This window comes from Bradyrhizobium sp. Ken51 (genome assembly GCF_055807435.1).
The window spans coordinates 39,743-57,652 of record NZ_JBVVPB010000036.1 but is presented as its reverse complement, the minus strand read 5'-3'; the positions used below and the strand labels follow the sequence as shown (position 1 = coordinate 57,652).

General features: G+C 60.5%; 15 protein-coding genes and 4 pseudogenes. 7 read left to right on the top strand and 12 right to left on the bottom strand.

Going from position 1 to position 17,910, the window contains the following annotated elements; translation table 11 throughout:
* Positions 1–198: pseudogene (locus tag AC0L27_RS35520) on the top strand (hypothetical protein); the annotation flags it as partial.
* A gap of 70 nt (positions 199–268) precedes the next feature.
* On the opposite strand, the pseudogene AC0L27_RS35515 reads toward AC0L27_RS35520, so the two are convergent.
* From AC0L27_RS35515 to AC0L27_RS35500, 4 genes and pseudogenes are all read right to left on the bottom strand, one after another.
* Positions 269–477, bottom strand: a pseudogene (locus AC0L27_RS35515) (LuxR C-terminal-related transcriptional regulator); the annotation flags it as partial.
* A gap of 40 nt (positions 478–517) precedes the next feature.
* On the bottom strand, positions 518–868 hold the full coding sequence (locus tag AC0L27_RS35510) for a phasin (RefSeq protein ID WP_354208679.1): 351 nt from the start codon (positions 866–868) through the stop codon (positions 518–520).
* Between the two features lie 17 nt (positions 869–885).
* Complete coding sequence (locus AC0L27_RS35505) at positions 886–1,749, bottom strand: alpha/beta fold hydrolase (protein ID WP_473322430.1); 864 nt, start codon at positions 1,747–1,749, stop codon at positions 886–888.
* 9 nt (positions 1,750–1,758) lie between these two features.
* Complete coding sequence (locus tag AC0L27_RS35500; RefSeq protein WP_473322428.1) at positions 1,759–4,266, bottom strand: alpha/beta hydrolase; 2,508 nt, start codon at positions 4,264–4,266, stop codon at positions 1,759–1,761.
* Positions 4,267–4,400: 134 nt separating this feature from the next.
* Here AC0L27_RS35500 and AC0L27_RS35495 point away from each other — a divergent pair, with 134 nt between their 5' ends.
* From AC0L27_RS35495 to AC0L27_RS35475, 5 genes are all read left to right on the top strand, one after another.
* Complete coding sequence (locus AC0L27_RS35495; RefSeq protein ID WP_473322427.1) at positions 4,401–5,327, top strand: alpha/beta fold hydrolase; 927 nt, start codon at positions 4,401–4,403, stop codon at positions 5,325–5,327.
* Positions 5,324–5,917 (top strand): hypothetical protein, encoded by a 594-nt coding sequence (locus AC0L27_RS35490; protein WP_354065451.1) that lies wholly within the window; start codon positions 5,324–5,326, stop codon positions 5,915–5,917. Before AC0L27_RS35495 ends, AC0L27_RS35490 begins: the two co-directional genes overlap by 4 nt.
* Positions 5,918–6,007: 90 nt before the next feature.
* Positions 6,008–6,655 carry a CoA transferase subunit A gene (locus tag AC0L27_RS35485; protein WP_354065449.1) on the top strand — a complete coding sequence of 216 codons (648 nt, stop codon included), beginning with the start codon at positions 6,008–6,010 and terminating at the stop codon, positions 6,653–6,655.
* A gap of 4 nt (positions 6,656–6,659) precedes the next feature.
* Entirely contained in the window at positions 6,660–7,310 is a 651-nt protein-coding gene (locus tag AC0L27_RS35480; RefSeq protein WP_354065447.1) for a 3-oxoacid CoA-transferase subunit B, read from the top strand.
* An 11-nt stretch (positions 7,311–7,321) separates the two neighbouring features.
* Entirely contained in the window at positions 7,322–7,780 is a 459-nt protein-coding gene (locus tag AC0L27_RS35475; RefSeq protein WP_354065445.1) for a MaoC family dehydratase, read from the top strand.
* An 18-nt stretch (positions 7,781–7,798) separates the two neighbouring features.
* Here AC0L27_RS35475 and fabI read toward each other — a convergent pair whose 3' ends face one another.
* The 6 genes and pseudogenes from fabI to AC0L27_RS35445 all read right to left on the bottom strand — a co-directional run.
* A complete protein-coding gene (gene fabI, locus AC0L27_RS35470; protein ID WP_275173316.1) occupies positions 7,799–8,587 on the bottom strand; it encodes an enoyl-ACP reductase FabI in 789 nt (262 codons plus the stop codon).
* Positions 8,584–9,798 carry an acetate/propionate family kinase gene (locus AC0L27_RS35465; protein ID WP_473322437.1) on the bottom strand — a complete coding sequence of 405 codons (1,215 nt, stop codon included), beginning with the start codon at positions 9,796–9,798 and terminating at the stop codon, positions 8,584–8,586. Before AC0L27_RS35465 ends, fabI begins: the two co-directional genes overlap by 4 nt.
* 5 nt (positions 9,799–9,803) lie before the next feature.
* Positions 9,804–10,766 (bottom strand): phosphate acetyltransferase, encoded by a 963-nt coding sequence (locus AC0L27_RS35460; protein ID WP_473322424.1) that lies wholly within the window; start codon positions 10,764–10,766, stop codon positions 9,804–9,806.
* 23 nt (positions 10,767–10,789) lie between these two features.
* On the bottom strand, positions 10,790–13,015 hold the full coding sequence (locus tag AC0L27_RS35455; RefSeq protein WP_473322422.1) for a DUF3141 domain-containing protein: 2,226 nt from the start codon (positions 13,013–13,015) through the stop codon (positions 10,790–10,792).
* A gap of 418 nt (positions 13,016–13,433) precedes the next feature.
* Positions 13,434–14,153 carry a ferritin-like domain-containing protein gene (locus tag AC0L27_RS35450; RefSeq protein WP_473322436.1) on the bottom strand — a complete coding sequence of 240 codons (720 nt, stop codon included), beginning with the start codon at positions 14,151–14,153 and terminating at the stop codon, positions 13,434–13,436.
* Positions 14,154–14,242: 89 nt separating this feature from the next.
* Positions 14,243–14,491, bottom strand: a pseudogene (locus AC0L27_RS35445) (ferritin-like domain-containing protein); the annotation flags it as partial.
* Between the two features lie 537 nt (positions 14,492–15,028).
* Between AC0L27_RS35445 and AC0L27_RS35440 the strand changes: the two are divergent.
* On the top strand, positions 15,029–16,891 hold the full coding sequence (locus AC0L27_RS35440) for a sensor histidine kinase (protein WP_473322420.1): 1,863 nt from the start codon (positions 15,029–15,031) through the stop codon (positions 16,889–16,891).
* A gap of 487 nt (positions 16,892–17,378) precedes the next feature.
* On the opposite strand, the gene AC0L27_RS35435 is transcribed toward AC0L27_RS35440, so the two are convergent.
* Complete coding sequence (locus AC0L27_RS35435; protein WP_473322434.1) at positions 17,379–17,663, bottom strand: DUF992 domain-containing protein; 285 nt, start codon at positions 17,661–17,663, stop codon at positions 17,379–17,381.
* 32 nt (positions 17,664–17,695) lie between these two features.
* A pseudogene (locus AC0L27_RS35430) lies at positions 17,696–17,894 on the bottom strand (IS66 family transposase); the annotation flags it as partial.
* Positions 17,895–17,910 lie beyond the last annotated feature (16 nt).

Genomic DNA, 17,910 nt, shown 5'->3' with positions numbered 1-17,910 from the left:
TTCACGCCCAATTGGTCGTTCGGTATCGAATACGACCATCTCTGGATGGGGCGTGACAACGCCGGCTTCGCAGGCGTGGTTACTCCTGGAGGGTTTGTCCTCACCGGCGGTGGGATCAGTCAGGATGTGGACATGGTCACGCTTCGGTTGAACTACCGCTTCGGTGGATACGGCGCACCGGTCGCGGCCAGATATTGATGGCACCCACCTTGGCAAACCAAAGCCCCGGCACGCCGGGGCTTTTTCGTGGTCGATCGCGTCAAACTGGTCACATTCGTGAAGCAAGCAATCCGAGCCGCTGAGCTATGGTGACCAGCTGTGCCAGAGACCGCACGTTCATCTTCTCCGTCACTCGATGACGATGTGCCTTGATTGTCCGCTCCATCGCTCCCAATTCAGACGCGATCGGCCTGTTGAGTCGCCCGCGCACGACACCTCGAATACTTGACGTTCACGTGCAGTCAGTGTCGCCAGCATCGCCTGCATCTGCTGCAGCGCCGTCCGCGACGAGCGTCGCTCAATTCTTCGGTGCAAACGCTTCGGTCGCCGCCTTCATGGCAGACTCGCCCATGCTTCTGGTTTGTTCGGTGAGCAATCGCATTTGGGCCTGGAAGAAATCAGACTGGATCTCAAGGGCGTCCTTCATGTCCTTGGCCTGCATGAGCTTGTCGCCGAGGTCGAACGTCGCGGTGACGTTGCGCTGCATGTAGCCGCAGAACTCCTTAGCGCCGCTTGCAATCGGCAGCTTCGAGGCACTTAAGCCCATTTCCAGCTGCTCGAAATAATCGGCGTTGGCCTTGCGCAGGCGAAGAAGCGTATCGGCGAGCATGGTGCGGATACCCGCTGCGGATGGATTGCTATCGGCCATGGTGTCATTCCTCCTTGTTACGCAGCAAGTCCCCCGAACCACGCACCAAAATAGCCGGCGTAGAGCGCGGGCATTTCAAGGTTCATCGAATGTCCGATACCGGGCACCACGACGAGGCGACAGTCTGGCATTGCCACGGCCATCGCATGAAGATCGGCGGGGGGGATCCAGCCGTCCCGTTCGCCCCACAATACCAGATGCGAATGCCCGATCTCCGGCATGCGGCTCTCCAATTCCCGGCTCTCCCGCTCGCGCGTGAGATTGACGGGTGTCCCGATCCAGATGCCTTCGGAGACGCCGAAGCTTTGTTCGATAATCCGCTCGAACAGCGCCTGGATGTCCGCGCCCCCTGGACGGAATTGCGGGACCTTATTCGGGGCCATGCTTTCTGGGATAAACAGGGATGAGGCCGCGGTCGCCATCACCGAACGGGTCAACTCTTTGCTCGCCATCATGGCTCGGAACAGTCCGATCTGATCGGTATTGAAGGCCATCCCCAGCGGCGTGACCGGATCAAGCGCGAACACCCGTCCGAAACGGCGCGGTTGCATCAGCAGCATACGGGCCGCAATGATGCCGCCGGTCGAATGCGTTGCAAGATGGCAATAGTTGATATCCAGGGTGTCGAGCGCAGCCAGCATGTCCTTTGCGTGCTGCAGCATCGTGTAGTTGGTGTAGTCAACCGTAGGCTTCGGCCGGTCGCTGTCGCCGCAACCGCGCCAGTCGATGCCGATGACGCGAAGACCAGAAGGAAACAGCGGGGCAGCGAGCTCGATCCAGTCCTTGCTGGCGAGATTGCCGTGGATGAAGACGACGGTGACGTCGCCTCGTCCCCACTCTCGCCAACCCAGCTGGACTTCGCCTGCCTGCACCCTCGGCATCAACCGGCCCTACTTGTTTAGGCCAGCGGTAGGCGCGGCCCCGGGCGGTGTCGGAGCCACCGGCAAGGCCGTGACCACCGCCCCCTTGAGCATGCGGTCGGTCCCGAGCGGCGATGACGTGTCGACGCTTCCCCGCGTCACGAAATCCACGACATCGGACGAGTATTCGACCGGATTGTCTGTGTGAATGAAATGCCCGCTCTCCGGATAGATCTTGAGGATCGGTCGATTGCCCGCATTGGTCATGCGCGTCATGAACGGCGTGATGGCGTCGCGTCCGAGGTCTGTCAGCCCATTGAATGCCGGCGTCGGGATGAACGGCTCCTTGTCGCCGAATGCGAGGAAGATCGGCGCCTTGATCTGCGTGAGCCGCTCGTACAAGTTCTTCGGATCATCCTGCTGGAGCTCTGCGCCGATCGTGTAGATGTCGTAGATAAAGATGTTACACCACTGCTCCAGCTCCTTCGGATTGCCTTTGGTCAGCCCGACGCGCTGCTCGGTGTGGAGGCGGGCATATTCGCTGTCGCTGAAGAAATAGCCGCTTTTGGCAGCCGACACCGCGCCGGTCTCCGGGTCACGCTTCTTAAAGTAGAAGAAGTCACGGATGTTCTGCTCGTCACGCGCCTTCTCCGCGGCAAGGATGCCCGTCTGGTCCCAGGTCGCCCTCCATTTGCCGAAGTCATGATCGAAGGCCGGGTCGAACAGTGGCGCCTTTTTGCCCTTGGCGATGGTGATCTCGCGCGGATATTCCTCGAGACCTGACGGCGCCTCCAGCGCCAGGCCCTGCACTGCATCCGGCCAGGTCAGGGCATAGCCCATCACGAACTGACCGCCGAGCGAATGGCCGAGATAATACGCCTTCTTGACGCCGAGCTGGTTGACGACGAGGTCGTAGATGACCTCGCGCATGTCCTGCATCGTGCGCGCCGGACTCTTGTCGAGATTGCCGGGCCCGGACATGCCGTAATGCGGCAGGTCGGGCACGATCACGCGAAGGCCGCTGCGCAGCGCATACTGCATGATATTGCCGTAGTGACCGCCGAAAGCGCCTTTGCCATGGATGACGACGAGGACCTTCGGATCCTTGTCCGTGCCGGCATATTCATCCATGTAGCCGATCTGCCAGGAATTGCCGCCCTTGTCCTTGGCATTGGCGTATTTGACCGGATAGGGGTAGGTCACGAACTCCTTCCAGAACGACTTTTTGGGGTCGATGTTCTCTGCGACGCCGGGCACCCGATAATTCTTGTCAATGAATTTCTGCGCGCGGTCGAGGCTTGCCACATCATCCATGAACGCAACGAACTTCGGGTCATTCTTGCGCTGGTTGATGATCGGAAACACACCATAATGGGCGACCGGGCTTTCCTGAGCAATAAGGTCCGCGCCAGGCACGCGATCGACTGCCTTCTGAGCCAACTTGAAGTTCAGCCACAGGTCATTGGTGATGTGCATCACCAGCGTCCGCGCCTGGATGCGGCCGAGATAAGGGTTGATGTTGTGCGTTTCGCCGACACGGTTGCGCCAGACAAGGTCGACCGCATCATAAAGCTTGGCGCGGTTGACGACGTTCAACGCCGCCTTTTCGTTCGGGGGGTCCCAATAGAAGATTTCGGGCTGGACGGCGCCCCAATTCTGGGTCGTACGGAAGGCAAAGTCATAGCCCGTCATGCCGAGGATCGACCAGCCGAACGCCACGCCCGGCATCGGATGCTTCTCTTTGGCCAGCTTGTAATAATCACCCTTGGTGTCCTGCCACACCGGATCGGATTCGATCGCTGCCGTCATCATCTGGAATGTCCAGTTGCCGACCGGATCTTCGCCATCCGATTGCGTGGTGCCGCCGATCGGCATCATTGCGCCGATATATTCGGGATGCATCACGCCCCAGACATAGGTCTGCGTGCCGCCCATGGAAACGCCGGACACCAACGCAACGCGCGCGACCTTCAGCCCGTCGCGCAGCATCCGGTAGTTGGCCTGGACCATGTCGTAGTAACTGTACTGCGGAAATTTTACGCCGAGACCGTCCGAAGGTTTACTGGCGCCCCAGGTCCCAAGCGGATCGACCATGATGACATAGTAGCGATCCGTATCGATCGGCCGGCCCGGGCCGATAATTGGCACGGTGCCTGACAAGGCTGCTCCTTTGACCCACTGCTCGTACATGTCGGTGGAGTCGCCGGAATAGTATGAGTTGATGACAACGGCATTGGTGATCTCACCGGCGGCGTTGCGGCGCGGCGTACCGACGGCGATATAGGCCGTGTGCAGTTTCCCGGCGCCAAGCGATTCCAGGGTGACACCGCCCTCCCCGCCATTCTCCCACTTCGAGGAATCGGCGAGATCGTACTTGCCGCCAAGTCGGAAATTCGCGATCTCATAGGTCTTCTTCAGCCCGTCATGCTGCATCTGCGATGAGCGGCGCGTGAAGGGCTGCGCGACCGCGAGCGATGTCCCGATCAACAGCAACAGCAGGCTGATGAGATATCGCCGCATGACATGTCTCCCAATCATGGCGAATTCCTCCGGCAGGCCTGATTTTTGCCGAAAGCTAGGAGCGGACGCGGCGCGACCTTTGATCTAGCGCAAGGGAATTCGAACTGCCCGCGCGAGAATTTTGAGAACGAATTACATGCCGGGTCGCAGCGATGCCTTTCCTCACCCACGGCTCCTACCGGATCCGGTATGAGCTCGACGGTCCTGCGACGGCGCCGGCCTACGTGCTGGTCAATGGACTGACTCAATATTCCGAACTGTGGACCGCTTATCGCGACGCGCTCTTAGCACGGGGCTTTCGCGTCGCGACATTCGATCTGCTCGGCCAGGGCGCCTCCGACAAGCCTACGCTTTTCATCAATCAGGACGACCATGTCCTTGCGCTGCATCGCTTGATCGAGATGCTCGGTGAAGGACCGGTCTTCCTCAGTGGAATCAGTTTCGGTGGCCTGATCGCGCTCCGCTACGCGATCGAGCATGGGGCGCGCCTCTCGGGTCTGGTGCCAATGAGTTGCTTTGCCGAGCTTTCGCCTCAACTTCTCCTGATCGGCAACGCACTACGCACCGGCCTAATTCTGGGTGGAACCGGCTATCTCCAGGATCTGCTGCTGCCGATGAATCTGTCCGATGACTGGTTGAAGCCGCTGTTGGACAAGCTCGACGGGGTCAAGCGGCAGGGCTGGCTGGTCAATGACCTCTACGCGTTGCAGAACCTGATGGAGTCGTTCCTCGACTTCAAGCCGCTGACGCCGCAACTCGCCTCCATCGCCGTCCCAACCATGATCCTGAACGGAGAGTTCGACTTCCTGACGCCGCGCGCCCTCCACGAGACCCTGAGAGTCGGAATCCCCAACAGCGCGCTCGTGATCATCCCGGGCGCCTATCACGCTTTCACGTTGGAAAAGGGTGCGCTCACAGCCGACCTGCTCGCGCGCTTCGCCGATGACGTGCTGGCAGGACGCTGGGAGGGTAACAAGGCGGTCCGGATTGCGCCGGAAGATCCTGGCGGTGAGCTCACTCCATTTCCCGCCGGTTACGACCATCTGCGCGCCATCCCCGTTCAGAAGACGCTGAGATGAGCGGATTTCTCGGACCACTCGACTCCGAAGGCCGCGTGCCGCCCAGCCAGCAGACCCGCATCGCCGCTTTTCTGATCTCGGCCCATGGCGCTCTCGCAAGGCAGTTCGCCCTCGCCCTGCCGGCTAAGTTCGAGGCCGGCTGGCAGACAGAATTGAACGCTCAGTTCTACCGCGAAAGCGAGATCGTCTCGCTTTTGATGCGGGCAACCGCATGGGTGCCGGATCTCGCCCTAGGTTACATGGCCGTGTCCTGGGAGGCCGCCTGGCTTCCGACGCCGAACGAAGGCATGGCCGATCGCTCTCTCTGGCAAGCAGTCCATCTTGCCACGCTCGCGCACGCCCTCCACGCCGCAATCCGGCCAGCGGCGTTGCTACCGGTCGAGGCAAACGCGAATGACCCCTTCGTGATGGCGTTGCGCCGCATCGAGTTCGAGAGCGGGCGTCTGTTGCAGGCACAAATCCTGTTCCTGAAAGGTCCCGACCTATTACCCTTCCGCGACACCGTCAGTACAGTCCTGGAAAGCCGACACACCGAACTGCGCAAGCTCTGGCACGACACGCTCGCGAGCCTGGGAATCGTCTGCGAATGATGCGGAGCCTTGACGCAGATCAAAGCACCGCGACTTCCGCCCTCCAGCATTCATTGACCGTCCTGCACGCGCCGACCGGAGTTCTCCCTCATGAAGGCCATTTCCCTCGAAGAAGCCGTCGCAATGATCCCGGCCGGCGCGAGTGTCATGGTCGGCGGGTTCATGGGTGTCGGAACACCAGAGCGCCTGCTCGACGAGGTGGTTCGGCAGAAGAAGAGCGGCCTCTCGCTGATCTGCAACGACGCGGCGATCCCCGGCAAGGGCGTCGGCAAGCTGTTCGATGCTGCGCTGGTCGCGCGATTGACCGCAACGCATATCGGTCTGAATCCGAAAGCACAGCAGCAAATGTTGGCGAACCAGATCGTCGTCGATCTGGTACCCCAGGGAACCTTCGTCGAGCGCATTCGTGCGGGTGGATGCGGGCTGGGTGGAGTTTTGACGCCAACCGGCGTCGGCACGCTGGTTGCCCAGGGCAAGCGCGAGATCGAAGTCGACGGAAAGCCTTTTCTGCTTGAGACAGCCTTGCGTGCACAGTTTGCGCTGGTGCATGCTTTCCTTGCCGACTACCTCGGCAACTTGGCGTACGCGCTGACCTCGCGCAACTTCAATCCAGTCATGGCGATGGCCGCCGACACCGTGATCGTCACGGCGGAAAACATTGTGCCTGTCGGCGTGATCGCGCCCGACCACGTCGTGACGCCGGCGCCGCTGGTCGACTACCTCATTACAAACGGGTGACGGCATGGATCCGCAGATCATCATCGCCCGGCGCGTCGCCAAGGAGCTTCGGAGCGGCGACCTCGTCAATCTCGGCATCGGTATCCCGACGCTGGTCGCGAACTACGTGCCAACGGACTTGAAAGTGTTCTTCCAGTCGGAAAACGGTCTGATCGGAACGGGGCCCATCCCCGAGCAAGGCCTGGCGCATCCAACGCTAACGGACGCAGGGGGGCGCCCAATCAGTGCGCTGCCCGGGGCCTCCACCTTCGACAGCGCGATGTCTTTCGGACTGATCCGTGGCGGCCATGTCGACGTCACGGTGCTTGGCGGCCTTCAAGTCGATGCCCATGGCCATCTGGCCAACTGGATGATCCCGGGCAAGATGGTTCCTGGCATGGGCGGCGCCATGGATCTCGTCAGCGGCGCCAAGCGGGTCATCGTCGCCATGCAGCACGCAGCAAAGGGCAAGTCGAAGATTGTTGCGAAGTGCAGCTTGCCGCTGACCTCGGCGCGGCCGGTGAATCTGGTCGTCACCGACTTGGCTGTGATCGGCTTTGCCGACGGCAGAGCGACGCTTCTTGAGACCGCGCCGGGCGTCACGATCGGCGAAGTGATGGCTGCGACGGAAGCCGACCTCCTCGTCGGCGACCATGTCCCGGAGATGATGATCTGAAGGTGAAGGACATGCGGATATTTGGCGATTTCGATGAGATAAGATCCGCGGTCGGCACCGAAATCGGCGCCAGCGACTGGATCGAGGTGACGCAGGACCGGATCAACAAGTTTGCGGAGGCGACCTGCGATGAACAGTGGATCCATGTCGACCAGGAGCGCGCAAGGACGGAAATGCCCGGCGGCACCACCATCGCCCACGGCATGTTGTCCCTGGCGTTGGCGCCGATGTTCATCCGCTCTGTGATGGGGTTGAAAGGCCTCCGAAATACCCTGAACTACGGCGCCGACAGGATCAGGTATCTTTCGCCGGTCCCGGCGGGATCGAAGCTGCGCGGCCGCGTCAGCGTTGCTGAGACGGAGGACGTGCCTCCCGATGGGCTGCGCGTGAACTATCATCTGGTCATCGAGATCGAAGGCGGCAAACGACCGGCCTGCGTCGCCGAGTTGATCGCCCTGCACTATCGCTGAGTCGCGTTCCCGTCCTCATCAATCGATGATGTGATAACCGCCATCAATATAGAGAACGCTTCCCGTAATGAGCTTGGCGCCGTCGAGTGCGAGAAATGCCGTGGCGTTGCCGACGTCGTCAATGCTGACGAGACTGCGCGCCGGCGCCTTGGATTGCGCCTTGTCCATCAGTTCGTCGAAGTCGGGAATGCCTGATGCCGCTCGCGTGGCCAGCGGTCCGGGCGAGATCGCGTGCACGCGGATTCCCCTCGGACCCAGCTCAGCGGCGATGTAGCGCACCGAGGCCTCGAGCGCTGCCTTGGCTACGCCCATGACATTGTAGTTCTCGACCACCATCTGGCTGCCATAATAGGTCATGGTAAACATGGTGCCGCCGTTTTTCATCAGCGGCTCGGCCAGATGAGCCATGCGCATGAAGGACCAGCAAGAGACCTCCATCGTCTTCAGGAAACCGTCGCGGCCGACGTCCACCACACGTCCGTGCAAGGCTTCCTTCGGTGAGAAGGCGATCGAATGCAGCAGGAAATCGAGTTGGCCCCAGTCCCTCTCGATCCGGGCAAACACGTCTTCAGTCTGCCCCTCCGTCATGACGTCGAGGGGCATGAAAATAGACGCCTCGAGTGCCTGCGCAAGAGGCTCGACGTGCTTCTTCGCGCGCTCGTTCAGGTAGGTGACGGCGACATCCGCGCCGAGGGCGCGAAAGGCCTTGGCGCACCCCCATGCGATCGACTGGTCGTTGGCGATGCCTACGACGAGGCCTTTTTTCCCCTTCAGGGCAATCTTGGAATCTGGAAACACTGGAATCATGATGCCCTCTCCTGCCTTTGATTGTTCGCTGTTCTCTTCATCAGCAGCGCCAGTGTGTGCTGCGCGATCATCAGCTCCTCGTCGGTCGGAACCACATAGACTGGGATGCGACTGTCGGAGCCCGAGATCAGCTGTGCGTCGCGCAAATTCTCGGCGGCGCTGAGGGTGACGCCGAGCCACGCGAGCTGGCGAACGACATGCGCGCGAATTGTTGCGGAATTTTCGCCGATACCGGCTGTAAAGACAAACGCGTCCAGCCCCTGCAGCGCCGCGGCAAGCATCCCGGCATTGAGGCCGATGCGATAGCTGAAATATTCAATCGCCAGTCTAGCTCTCGGATCCTCACTGCTCTCCAGCTCCCGCATATCGTTGCTGACGCCGGATAACCCTTTCAAGCCGCAATCGCGGTAAAGGAAGTTCTGGACGTTGGAGGCTGACATCCCCTTCTCGGAAATGAGATAGAGCACGACCCCGGGGTCGACCTGACCAGGGCGGGTTCCCATCGGAAGCCCATCGAGAGCGGTGAAGCCCATGGTGCTTTCGACGCTTTGTCCCGCGCTGAGAGCGCACATCGAGGCGCCGCTTCCGAGGTGAGCGACGATCACCCGACCATTCGCGATTTTCGGCGCGACCTTTGGCAAGGTCTTCGCAATGTATTCGTAGGAGAGACCGTGAAAGCCGTAGCGGCGCACGCCCTCAGCATAGAGCTGATGCGGGATCGCATAGTGATCGGCGACCGCGCTGTGCGTACGATGAAATGCCGTATCGAAACAGGCTACCTGCGGAAGCTCCGGTAAATTGGCCAGGATCGAGCGGATCGGCGCCAGATTGTGAGGCTGATGCAGCGGCGCGAGCGAGATGAACCGCTCCAGCCGGGTCACGACACCATGATCGACTAGAATCGGCCGGTCGTAGTCCGGGCCGCCGTGAACGACGCGGTGACCGACCGCGATCGGATGAATGCGTAATTCATCCCGCAACCAGGCGCCGGCAATGTCCATCGCGGCCGGAACATCCGGCACCGCCTCGATCGGATAGGCGCGATCCGCAAGCGGATCGCCGGCGGAGCCACTCGCACGCAGACGCGGGCGGCTGCCGATCCCATCCATCTGCCCTTTCAGCTGTCGCCGCAATATTCCGTCGCCCTCGATCGAGTAGACCTGGAACTTGACGCTGGAGGAGCCGGCATTGATCACCAGGATGGTGTCCACGGCGTTCACGCGGCAATCGTTGGCGCACGCCGGCGCCGGGCATAGGCATACAGCGCTGCGACCGCGCACGAGGCCATCCGCGCGCGCGCCGAATCCGCGCGTGACGTCAGGACGACGGGGACCCGGGCTCCGAGCACGATGCCCGCGCCGTCCGCCTTAGCGAAATAGGCGAGATTCTTTGCCAGCATGTTGCCGGCCTCCAGGTCGGGAACGACGAGGATCTGCGCGCGACCGGCGACCTCGGACTTGATCCCCTTGATCCGCGCCGCCTCCACGTCGATCGCGTTGTCGAAAGCCAGCGGTCCGTCGAGGATCCCTCCGGTGATCTGCCCGCGGTCCGCCATCTTGCAGAGTGCTGCCGCCTCGATCGTAGACGGAATTTTCGAGGTCACGGTTTCAACCGCTGACAGGATTGCCACGCGCGGCGATTTGCCGAACCCAGCTTCCACATACAAATCAATCGCGTTCTGGATGATGTCGCGTTTGGCGTCCAGATCAGGGAAGATGTTGATGGCCGCGTCCGTCACGAAGATGGTCTCGGCATAGGCCGGCACGTCCATCACGAAGACATGGCTGATACGGCGGTCGGTGCGCAGGCCTCCGGCCTTCGCGGTGACCGCGCGCATCAACTCGTCCGTATGCAAGCTGCCTTTCATCAACAGCTCACCTCGGCCGGCGTGAATCAGCTCTACCGCCTTTGCAGCGGCTTCGTCGCTATGTGCTGCGTCAACAAGCTCGAAGGCCGCGATGTCGAGACCATGCCTGGCGGCCGTATCCCGGATCTTCCTTTCAGGTCCGACCAGGAGCGGCCGGATAATGCCGGCCTGTGCACTATCGACAGCGCCGCGCAATGAGCTTTCATCGCACGGATGCACAACGATGGTTGGGGCCGGCGGCACGGCCTGCGCGGCCGCGATCAAGCGGTCGTATTTGCTCGGGGACTGTGCCTGCGACGTGTCGGCTGACATGAGCCGGTTCCTTCCAGACAGTGTTACGATGCCTTCGCCTTGGGGTCGAAAGGGGCAACATTCGACGCCCTCCCCGACGTTTCGGCTTCGAGACCGAACAGCTGTGCGACACGCTGCAGGCGGCTGGCGCGCTCGCCTGTGATGTCCTCGCTGGCCGACAGCACCTCGCTCATCGTCGTGAAAGCCGCGCGGCGTTGATTGACATCGTCGGGAAGCAACTTCGGGATAACGGCCAGCGCCGCCTCGCGATCGAGCAGCAGCATGAAGAACTGCTCGCGAACCAGCATCTTAAATTCGGCAAGCGTTAGTCGCGTTCCGCTGTCGTCGCGACGAGCCTGACGCAACGCCTCGATGCTGCGTTCATCCACCATTCCTCTCGCCGAGCCGATATAAAGCAGGGCACGGATGGCCGCCTCGCGAAGCCCCCCTTCGCCAATCCTGGATCGGAGCTCGGCGATCCGTTTGTCGAGCATGGCACGGTGTTCGGCCGGCATCTCGCGCCGGCGCGACGGTTCAGCTTTCGGATCTATGCCGACCGCCGCCTGTAGCGCCGGCGAGCCGTAGACGTTGAGGAAGATCGCCTCGCTCATCGCTTCCTGCGAATCGCGCCAGCTGTCCAGCGCATGAACGATCTGCTTGGAGACCTGCTCCTGAAATGCCAGGAACGGATTGTCGTTCGAAACCGGCTTGCGGTTCTCTTCTAGCCCTTCCGCTGCCGACTTCACTGCTTTCATCCACGGATTTTGGCTGCTGAACGCCTCATACTGCGTCCGTAGCGGATGCAGATTGCGCATCATCTCCGCCGTCTGCGGCGCCACCATGCCCTTGATCCAGGGCTGCACGAACTTGCGGTAGGCGGCAAGATTGAGCTCCGAGACGCGTTTTGCCGCGGCAAAGCGCCGCTCGTCCTCAGGGGAATTGCCACCCATGGCCCGAATATCGTCTAGCGTCCGGGCCTCACAGCGCATCACCCACTGGCCCACAACGAGATCGGAACTAGTGGTTTCTTCGTCCTTGGCTTCGAACGTCGCTTCGTAAAGGCCGGGCGGGAGTACATCGATCAGATCGATGTTGCTGGAAAATTCAGCATGCTCCTTCTTGGCGACGCCACCTGAAACGAAGATGCCGAGATGGCCGACGTTCTCGTGAACTGTATAGACGATCGTCTGCCCATAGGCCCTGATGTCATCCACATCGGCATAGCATTCGAGGATCCAACCCAGCGCCTGCTGTGGCGGAGTGATGTTGTCGCCCTTGGAGCAGAACACCACGATCGGCGAACTGATGTTGCGCAGATCTACCTTCTGCCCGTCGGACAAGGTGATATTGCCGGCGGCCAAGTTGTTGCCGACGAAGAGTTCGTCGACAATGAACTGAATCTCCTCGGCGTTGAGATTGACGTGCCCACCCCACCAGCGCTCGAACTCTAGGTAGCGATCGGCTTCGGTATCGACCTTCGAATAGACATTGTACTGCTTGGTCCAGAGCGTGTTCGAGGGGTTCTGGCTTTCGAAGTTCTGGACCAGCCAGGCACCATCGAACTTCCCGCCGCCGAGATCGCTAACGAGCGCGGTTAGCCAGCTTCCGCCCAGCAGGCCGCCCGAATATCGCATCGGGTTTTTGCCATGCACGCCCGCCCAGTACGCGAGAGGCGCACCGGCGATGATCAGCGGCCCGAACAGTTCGGGCCGCACCGAAGCCAGGATCATGACCGCCCAGCCGGCCTGACAATTGCCGATGACGCAGGGTTTCCCGTCAGCTTCCGGGTGACGACTGATCACTTTTTCGATGAACAGTGCCTCGGCACGCGCGATACGCTCGATCGTCTGGCCCGGCACCGGCTCCGGCAGGAAGCCGATGAAGTAGCAGGGATGCCCCGCCTTCATCGCGACGCCGATCTCGCTGTCGGCCTTGAACCCGCCGATGCCTGGACCGTGCCCGGCGCGTGGATCAATCACGATGAACGGCCGCCGCGTGGAATCGATCTCGAGACCGGCTGGCGGGACGATGCGGACAAGCGCGTAATTGACGGGGTCGTCCAGCTTGCGGCCATCGATGATCAGTTCGGCCGCATATTGCAGAACGTGTGGCGCGGTTTGGGCGACGTGCTCCCGATATTGGTCGCCGCGCCGGCGCATCACATCGAGGAAGAGTATGCTCCGTTGCCCAGCATCGACCATGTATTCAACCGCCGAGGCGACGAGACCGGACATCGGACCACCGGGCAATCCAGGTACTTCCATCTGCATGCTCCGACCTCAGTGTCGTATGAATGCATCCAAAGCCTGCCGCAGCTGCAGGCCCTTGATATAGGTCAATGCTTGACGGCCGGTACGCCGGCCTAGTCGTGTCACGTCCGTCATCCCGCCCGAATGTGTCGAGTTGACTGCCGAGATTCAGGCCGCCCGCCTTTTGCGGTGCCCTTGATACAGATCAAACGGGCAGCCGACCGCCCCGTTCATAGACGAGCCTCAGGCCGATGTGTTTTCCGGCTTCCGAACCGAGACCTCGCATGTCGGACATCGCTAAATACGGCGTGATGGAGCACTTGCGGGACGGCAGCACGGCCCAAATCCGACCGTTGCGGCCGGCCGACGAGGCCGCTCGTCCTCGACGCGCTGGATCAGACCAGCGACAAGGAACGCGCCTTCTTCATGGATGCCGACTTTAGAAATCACGGCGCGCTAGTGTCCGAAGTCGGGCAACGCGGGGCGGTTCACCTGCGAGCGCGCCGGTATCGATGGCCTGACGTTTCACGATCTGCGCGGCACGGCCGTGGTTCCCTTGCGATCGCGGGCGCCAGCGTGCGTGATTCATGTACCGTGCAGTCCCTGGTGTGGACCTGACTCGATCGGCGGCGCCCAGGACGTCCTTGATCGCCTGTTCAAGTTCGTCGCGCATCAGACCGATGGCGTCCTCGATTTGCCCGGGAGCGCCGTCAAAGACGCCTTGCAATGCGCGCAGCAGCTTGGAATAGGCGGCGTCGCAAGCATCCGCCAATCCGCCGACTTTCCCATCGAACTGCTGAAGCGGGGGATCATTGACCATCTGGATGACGTCTCTCGCATCATCAATGGCGATGGTTTGCGCGGGATCAAAGCTGAATTTGAGTGGAGAGGCCGGATCCGGCATGATCTTCATCCCCTTCGCCAGTTCCTCGAATGTGTAATAGTGGGCAACGCCGGTTGCGCTGGCCGGCGAGGTCGGCGTGCCCTCCCCTTGCTCCACGATCGTGTTGATTGCCACCACGGCACTATCGACGTCGGTGACGGCCACCGCTCCGAGTGGCCCGGCCACCTGCCTGCTGGGGTTTCCCGTGAAGATGGAATTACCTTGCCGCACGATCTCCGCGCGGATCGCTGCATAGAACTGTCCAATCGTCCTGATCTGCGGCGGGAACCCAACAGTACGGTTTTGACCGGAATCTTCAGGGGAGTCTCCGGCTCTTCGATCACCATGAAGGTCTGCTCGACCAGATTCCTGGAATAGCGCTTGAGGTGCACCACCAAGCTCGACTCGATTCCCATCGGCAGATGGTCCGTATAGCTTGGGACGAATGATGCGTTCGCAATTTGCGGCACCCCGCCGATTGCATTGAGGATGTTGCAGGCGAAACCAAAGGGAGGCAAGAAGAAGGCCTTCGATATTCCGCTGTCGCGACAGATGATCCTTTGCCTCGTCCGCGCAATCCGGTTCGGCAGACAGATGTATCTGTGCAAGCACATCATCTGCGAAGCCAGCAGCAGGCGATCAGCAGGGCTGTATTTTCTGCGTTGGGCGCATCGATGATTCAAGAACGTTCGTTGCAGGCATGGCTCGGAAGAGGTGGCAGCCGACGTGAGACTCAACGGGCCCCTTCCGATAGAAAACAAGGTGCAGCCGTACCGGCTGCTCGAATTGAACAGGAATCAATCTGGATCTCTGCGCGTTGAAATTTCGACGGTTCTGCGCTGGCGTATGGATCGGTCCAATCCATCATGGGCAAGTTTGAGCTAGCTCCAGCTAATACGGTCCATGCTCACAGTGCCGACAACCACGCCTGCGCACCTTCGGCCCGCACTGGCCGATCGGCACCTGAGAATCGCTGGTTAATCGCAGACAAGACGAGGACTCGCTGCCCGCCAGCTTCCGCTTCTGGAGACGTGCTCCAGCTTGGGACGCCCCAGTGCTTTTCCAGATCCGACTTTCCGGTAGCCCTCTTTCGTCTGTCAATCGTCTGGTCGAGCCGTTACGGTTCCTATTCAATCGGAGAACGGAGCACTATGCGTTTGGCGGTACCATGGCGACCTTTTTTTGCGCGGACCTTCACCGCTGCGCTGGCCATTGCATGGTTGCTGGCGACCCCGTGTCAAAGTCGAGCGGCTGGTCCAACGCCGAAACGCATTCTGATGCTGCATTCATACGGTCTTCGCTTCCAGCCGTGGGCCGACTATTCCGAGGCCCTTCGCGCCGGAATAAGCCAACGTCCTTTCGTGACCTTTCAGGACCATTCGCTTCTGAATGCCCGGACGGCCAGCGACAAATCAGACGCAGCATTTGTCGACTACCTTCGTGCGCTCAACCATGATCAGCAGCCCGACCTTATCATCGCTATCGGCTCGCCCGCCGCGAATTTCGTGCAGGCGCACCGGAAGGACCTTTTTCCGACAACCCCTATGCTCTTCACGTTGGTAGAGCGTCGCCGGGTGGACATCGACAAGCTGACCGAATACGACACGGTGGTGGCGGTTGCCAACAATGACGTCGCTTTTTTTGATAACGTCGTGCGCGTCCTGCCCCAAACAAAGACCATCGCCATTGTTGTGGGAGCTTCGCCGGGCGAAACATTTTGGCGGAACGAATTGGCCAAATCCACCGCGCTGTTTGCCGACCGCGTGCAGTTTCGGTGGTACGATGAGCTTTCCTTTGAGGATATGCTCAAAGACGCGGCCAACCTCCCGCCACACAGCGCCATTTTTTGGCTTGGCTTGACTATCGATGCGGCGGGAGTGGCCTATGAAGGCAATAGCGCGTTCTCACGGCTTTTTGACGCCGCCAACGCACCGATCTTTTTCCACGATTCGATCTTTTTCGGTAAGGGCATCGTCGGCGGTCCAATGCAGGTCATTGCCGGGCAGGGCAAGAAGGCCGCGGAGGTCGCCCTCCGCATTCTTGACGGTGAAAGGGCCGGCGACATCAAGCCGACGTTCGTCGTCCCGGCAGCGCCTATGTTCGACTGGCGACAAATGCAGCGCTGGGGAATTTCCGAGAGCCGTCTGCCGCCTGGCAGCACCATCTACTTCCGCGAGCCGTCGGTGTGGGAACGGTATTGGTGGCAGATCTCGTTGATCACCGGAGTTATACTTTTGCAAGGCGGGCTTATATCGACCCTGCTTCGCGAGCATCATCGACGTCATTTGGCGGAAGTGCAGTCCCGGCAACGCATGGCCGAACTGGCCCATGTTAATCGCTTCTCGACGGCTGGCGAACTGACCGCAACAATCGCGCACGAAATCAACCAGCCGCTCGGGTCCATTCTGACTAATGCCGAGAGCGCGCAGTTAATCTTAAAATCTCAGAACCCTGACATTGCGGGGCTGGCCGAGATTGTTGACGATATCTTGCGGGATGACCGGCGCGCCAGCGAAGTCATCCGGAGGATGAGGAGCCTCCTTAAGAAGGCACCTTTCGAGCTGAAAAAACTCGATCTCAATGATCTTGTTCGTGAGACCATCGAATTTCTTTCGATGCTGGCCGTTGGACGAAAAGTGGAGCTGATTGGACAGATCATGCCGGAGGCGCTTCCGATCCTGGGCGACCGCATCCAACTTCAGCAAGTCATTCTGAACCTTGTCGTGAACGCGATCGAGGCGATGAAGGACACTCCTAGCGAAAGCCGCATCATCAGCATCCAGACCTCGCGCGCCGAGGGCTCTGCCGAGCTGTCCGTGTCGGATCGCGGATCGGGCATTCCAAAAGACCAATTAAAGGAAGTCTTCGAACCCTTCTTTACCAGCAAAGCGGAAGGCATGGGCATGGGCCTGTCCATCGCCCACACTATCGTTGAAGCGCACCAAGGGCTGATAGCCGCAAAAAATCGAGATCACGGCGGTGCAACGTTCACGATCAGACTTCCTCTGGTTTGATGGGGCAGGACGGTCGGATTCAACACAAAGGCCCCCTTGCGGACGGCACTTAGATGCGCAAGGCTCCAGTTGCCGAATTCGATAACCATTGGACTGGCGTGAAATGAAACGCGAGGATTTATTGGCAAGGTTACAAAAGTTGGCCGTCGCGGCTGCTTTAGGGATGCTTGGATCCGAGTCGGTGATCACAGCAGTCTCCGCCCAATCATCGGCAAATTGCCGTGCCTACGCCGAGGACTACTCTCTGCGCTACTCGATGCACGCAAGGTCAAATTTCAGAATCGGGGGCCGTCGCGCTGGCGTTAGTACGTTGGCCGCCCATAGGTCCCGCGCCGCTCAACGGTCCACGCTCTTTGACAACGCCTATGCGCGTTGCAAGCGCGGCCGATGGCCGTAATGGGCATCGGCACGGCAGTCGGTCCGGGGGACTCGGTGCAGCAGACTATTCTCTCTTCGAGCGAGCCAGGTGGAAGAACGAAAGTGAAGCCTAGTAGAGCCTTAGGCCCGCTACGCCCAACGCCAGATTGATGCCGAATACGCCCTCGACCGACAGCGGTTGCAGCGAGATCGTGCGGTTGGATCCTCCTATAGGCACATTAGCGCCGAGTCCGATACCGAGCGACGCGTTTCCGCCTGCCCCTACGAAGGTCCCCTGCAACGCGCCTGGACCGATATGGCTCGTCGGCGCAAAGACTCTCCAGAATAATCTTCCCGCGCCGGTGACGCCTACATCGAAGCCAAGGCGAGTTATCCTGCCCCTATAGCGATACAGCAGATCTGCGATCCGGGCGAGGACGCCGACTGAAAGAGGGACACGACGGCGAAGATTCCGTGGCCCACCTGGTCAGCGAGCGTCGACAATGGGGTTCGATGATCTCGCTCTCAAGCGCGCCGTCTGGCGCTTGCTGCGCGGCATGATATGGAACGGCGCCGGCGGCTGGGTGATCTTGTCGTGGAAATTGAACTTCCCGCGCACGGTCTCGATGACATTGAACCGGCGCGGATAGCGAGCCTTCCGG

Bases quoted from the DNA above. Each gene is read 5' to 3' on its own strand.
- AC0L27_RS35480 (WP_354065447.1), top strand. From the start codon at position 6,660: ATGGATCCGCAGATCATCATCGCCCGGCGCGTCGCCAAGGAGCTTCGG.
- AC0L27_RS35505 (WP_473322430.1), bottom strand. From the start codon at position 1,749: ATGCCGAGGGTGCAGGCAGGCGAAGTCCAGCTGGGTTGGCGAGAGTGG.
- AC0L27_RS35495 (WP_473322427.1), top strand. From the start codon at position 4,401: ATGCCTTTCCTCACCCACGGCTCCTACCGGATCCGGTATGAGCTCGAC.
- AC0L27_RS35475 (WP_354065445.1), top strand. From the start codon at position 7,322: ATGCGGATATTTGGCGATTTCGATGAGATAAGATCCGCGGTCGGCACC.
- AC0L27_RS35455 (WP_473322422.1), bottom strand. From the start codon at position 13,015: ATGCAGATGGAAGTACCTGGATTGCCCGGTGGTCCGATGTCCGGTCTC.
- AC0L27_RS35510 (WP_354208679.1), bottom strand. From the start codon at position 868: ATGGCCGATAGCAATCCATCCGCAGCGGGTATCCGCACCATGCTCGCC.
- AC0L27_RS35490 (WP_354065451.1), top strand. From the start codon at position 5,324: ATGAGCGGATTTCTCGGACCACTCGACTCCGAAGGCCGCGTGCCGCCC.
- AC0L27_RS35485 (WP_354065449.1), top strand. From the start codon at position 6,008: ATGAAGGCCATTTCCCTCGAAGAAGCCGTCGCAATGATCCCGGCCGGC.
- AC0L27_RS35500 (WP_473322428.1), bottom strand. From the start codon at position 4,266: ATGATTGGGAGACATGTCATGCGGCGATATCTCATCAGCCTGCTGTTG.
- AC0L27_RS35440 (WP_473322420.1), top strand. From the start codon at position 15,029: ATGCGTTTGGCGGTACCATGGCGACCTTTTTTTGCGCGGACCTTCACC.
- AC0L27_RS35460 (WP_473322424.1), bottom strand. From the start codon at position 10,766: ATGTCAGCCGACACGTCGCAGGCACAGTCCCCGAGCAAATACGACCGC.
- fabI (WP_275173316.1), bottom strand. From the start codon at position 8,587: ATGATTCCAGTGTTTCCAGATTCCAAGATTGCCCTGAAGGGGAAAAAA.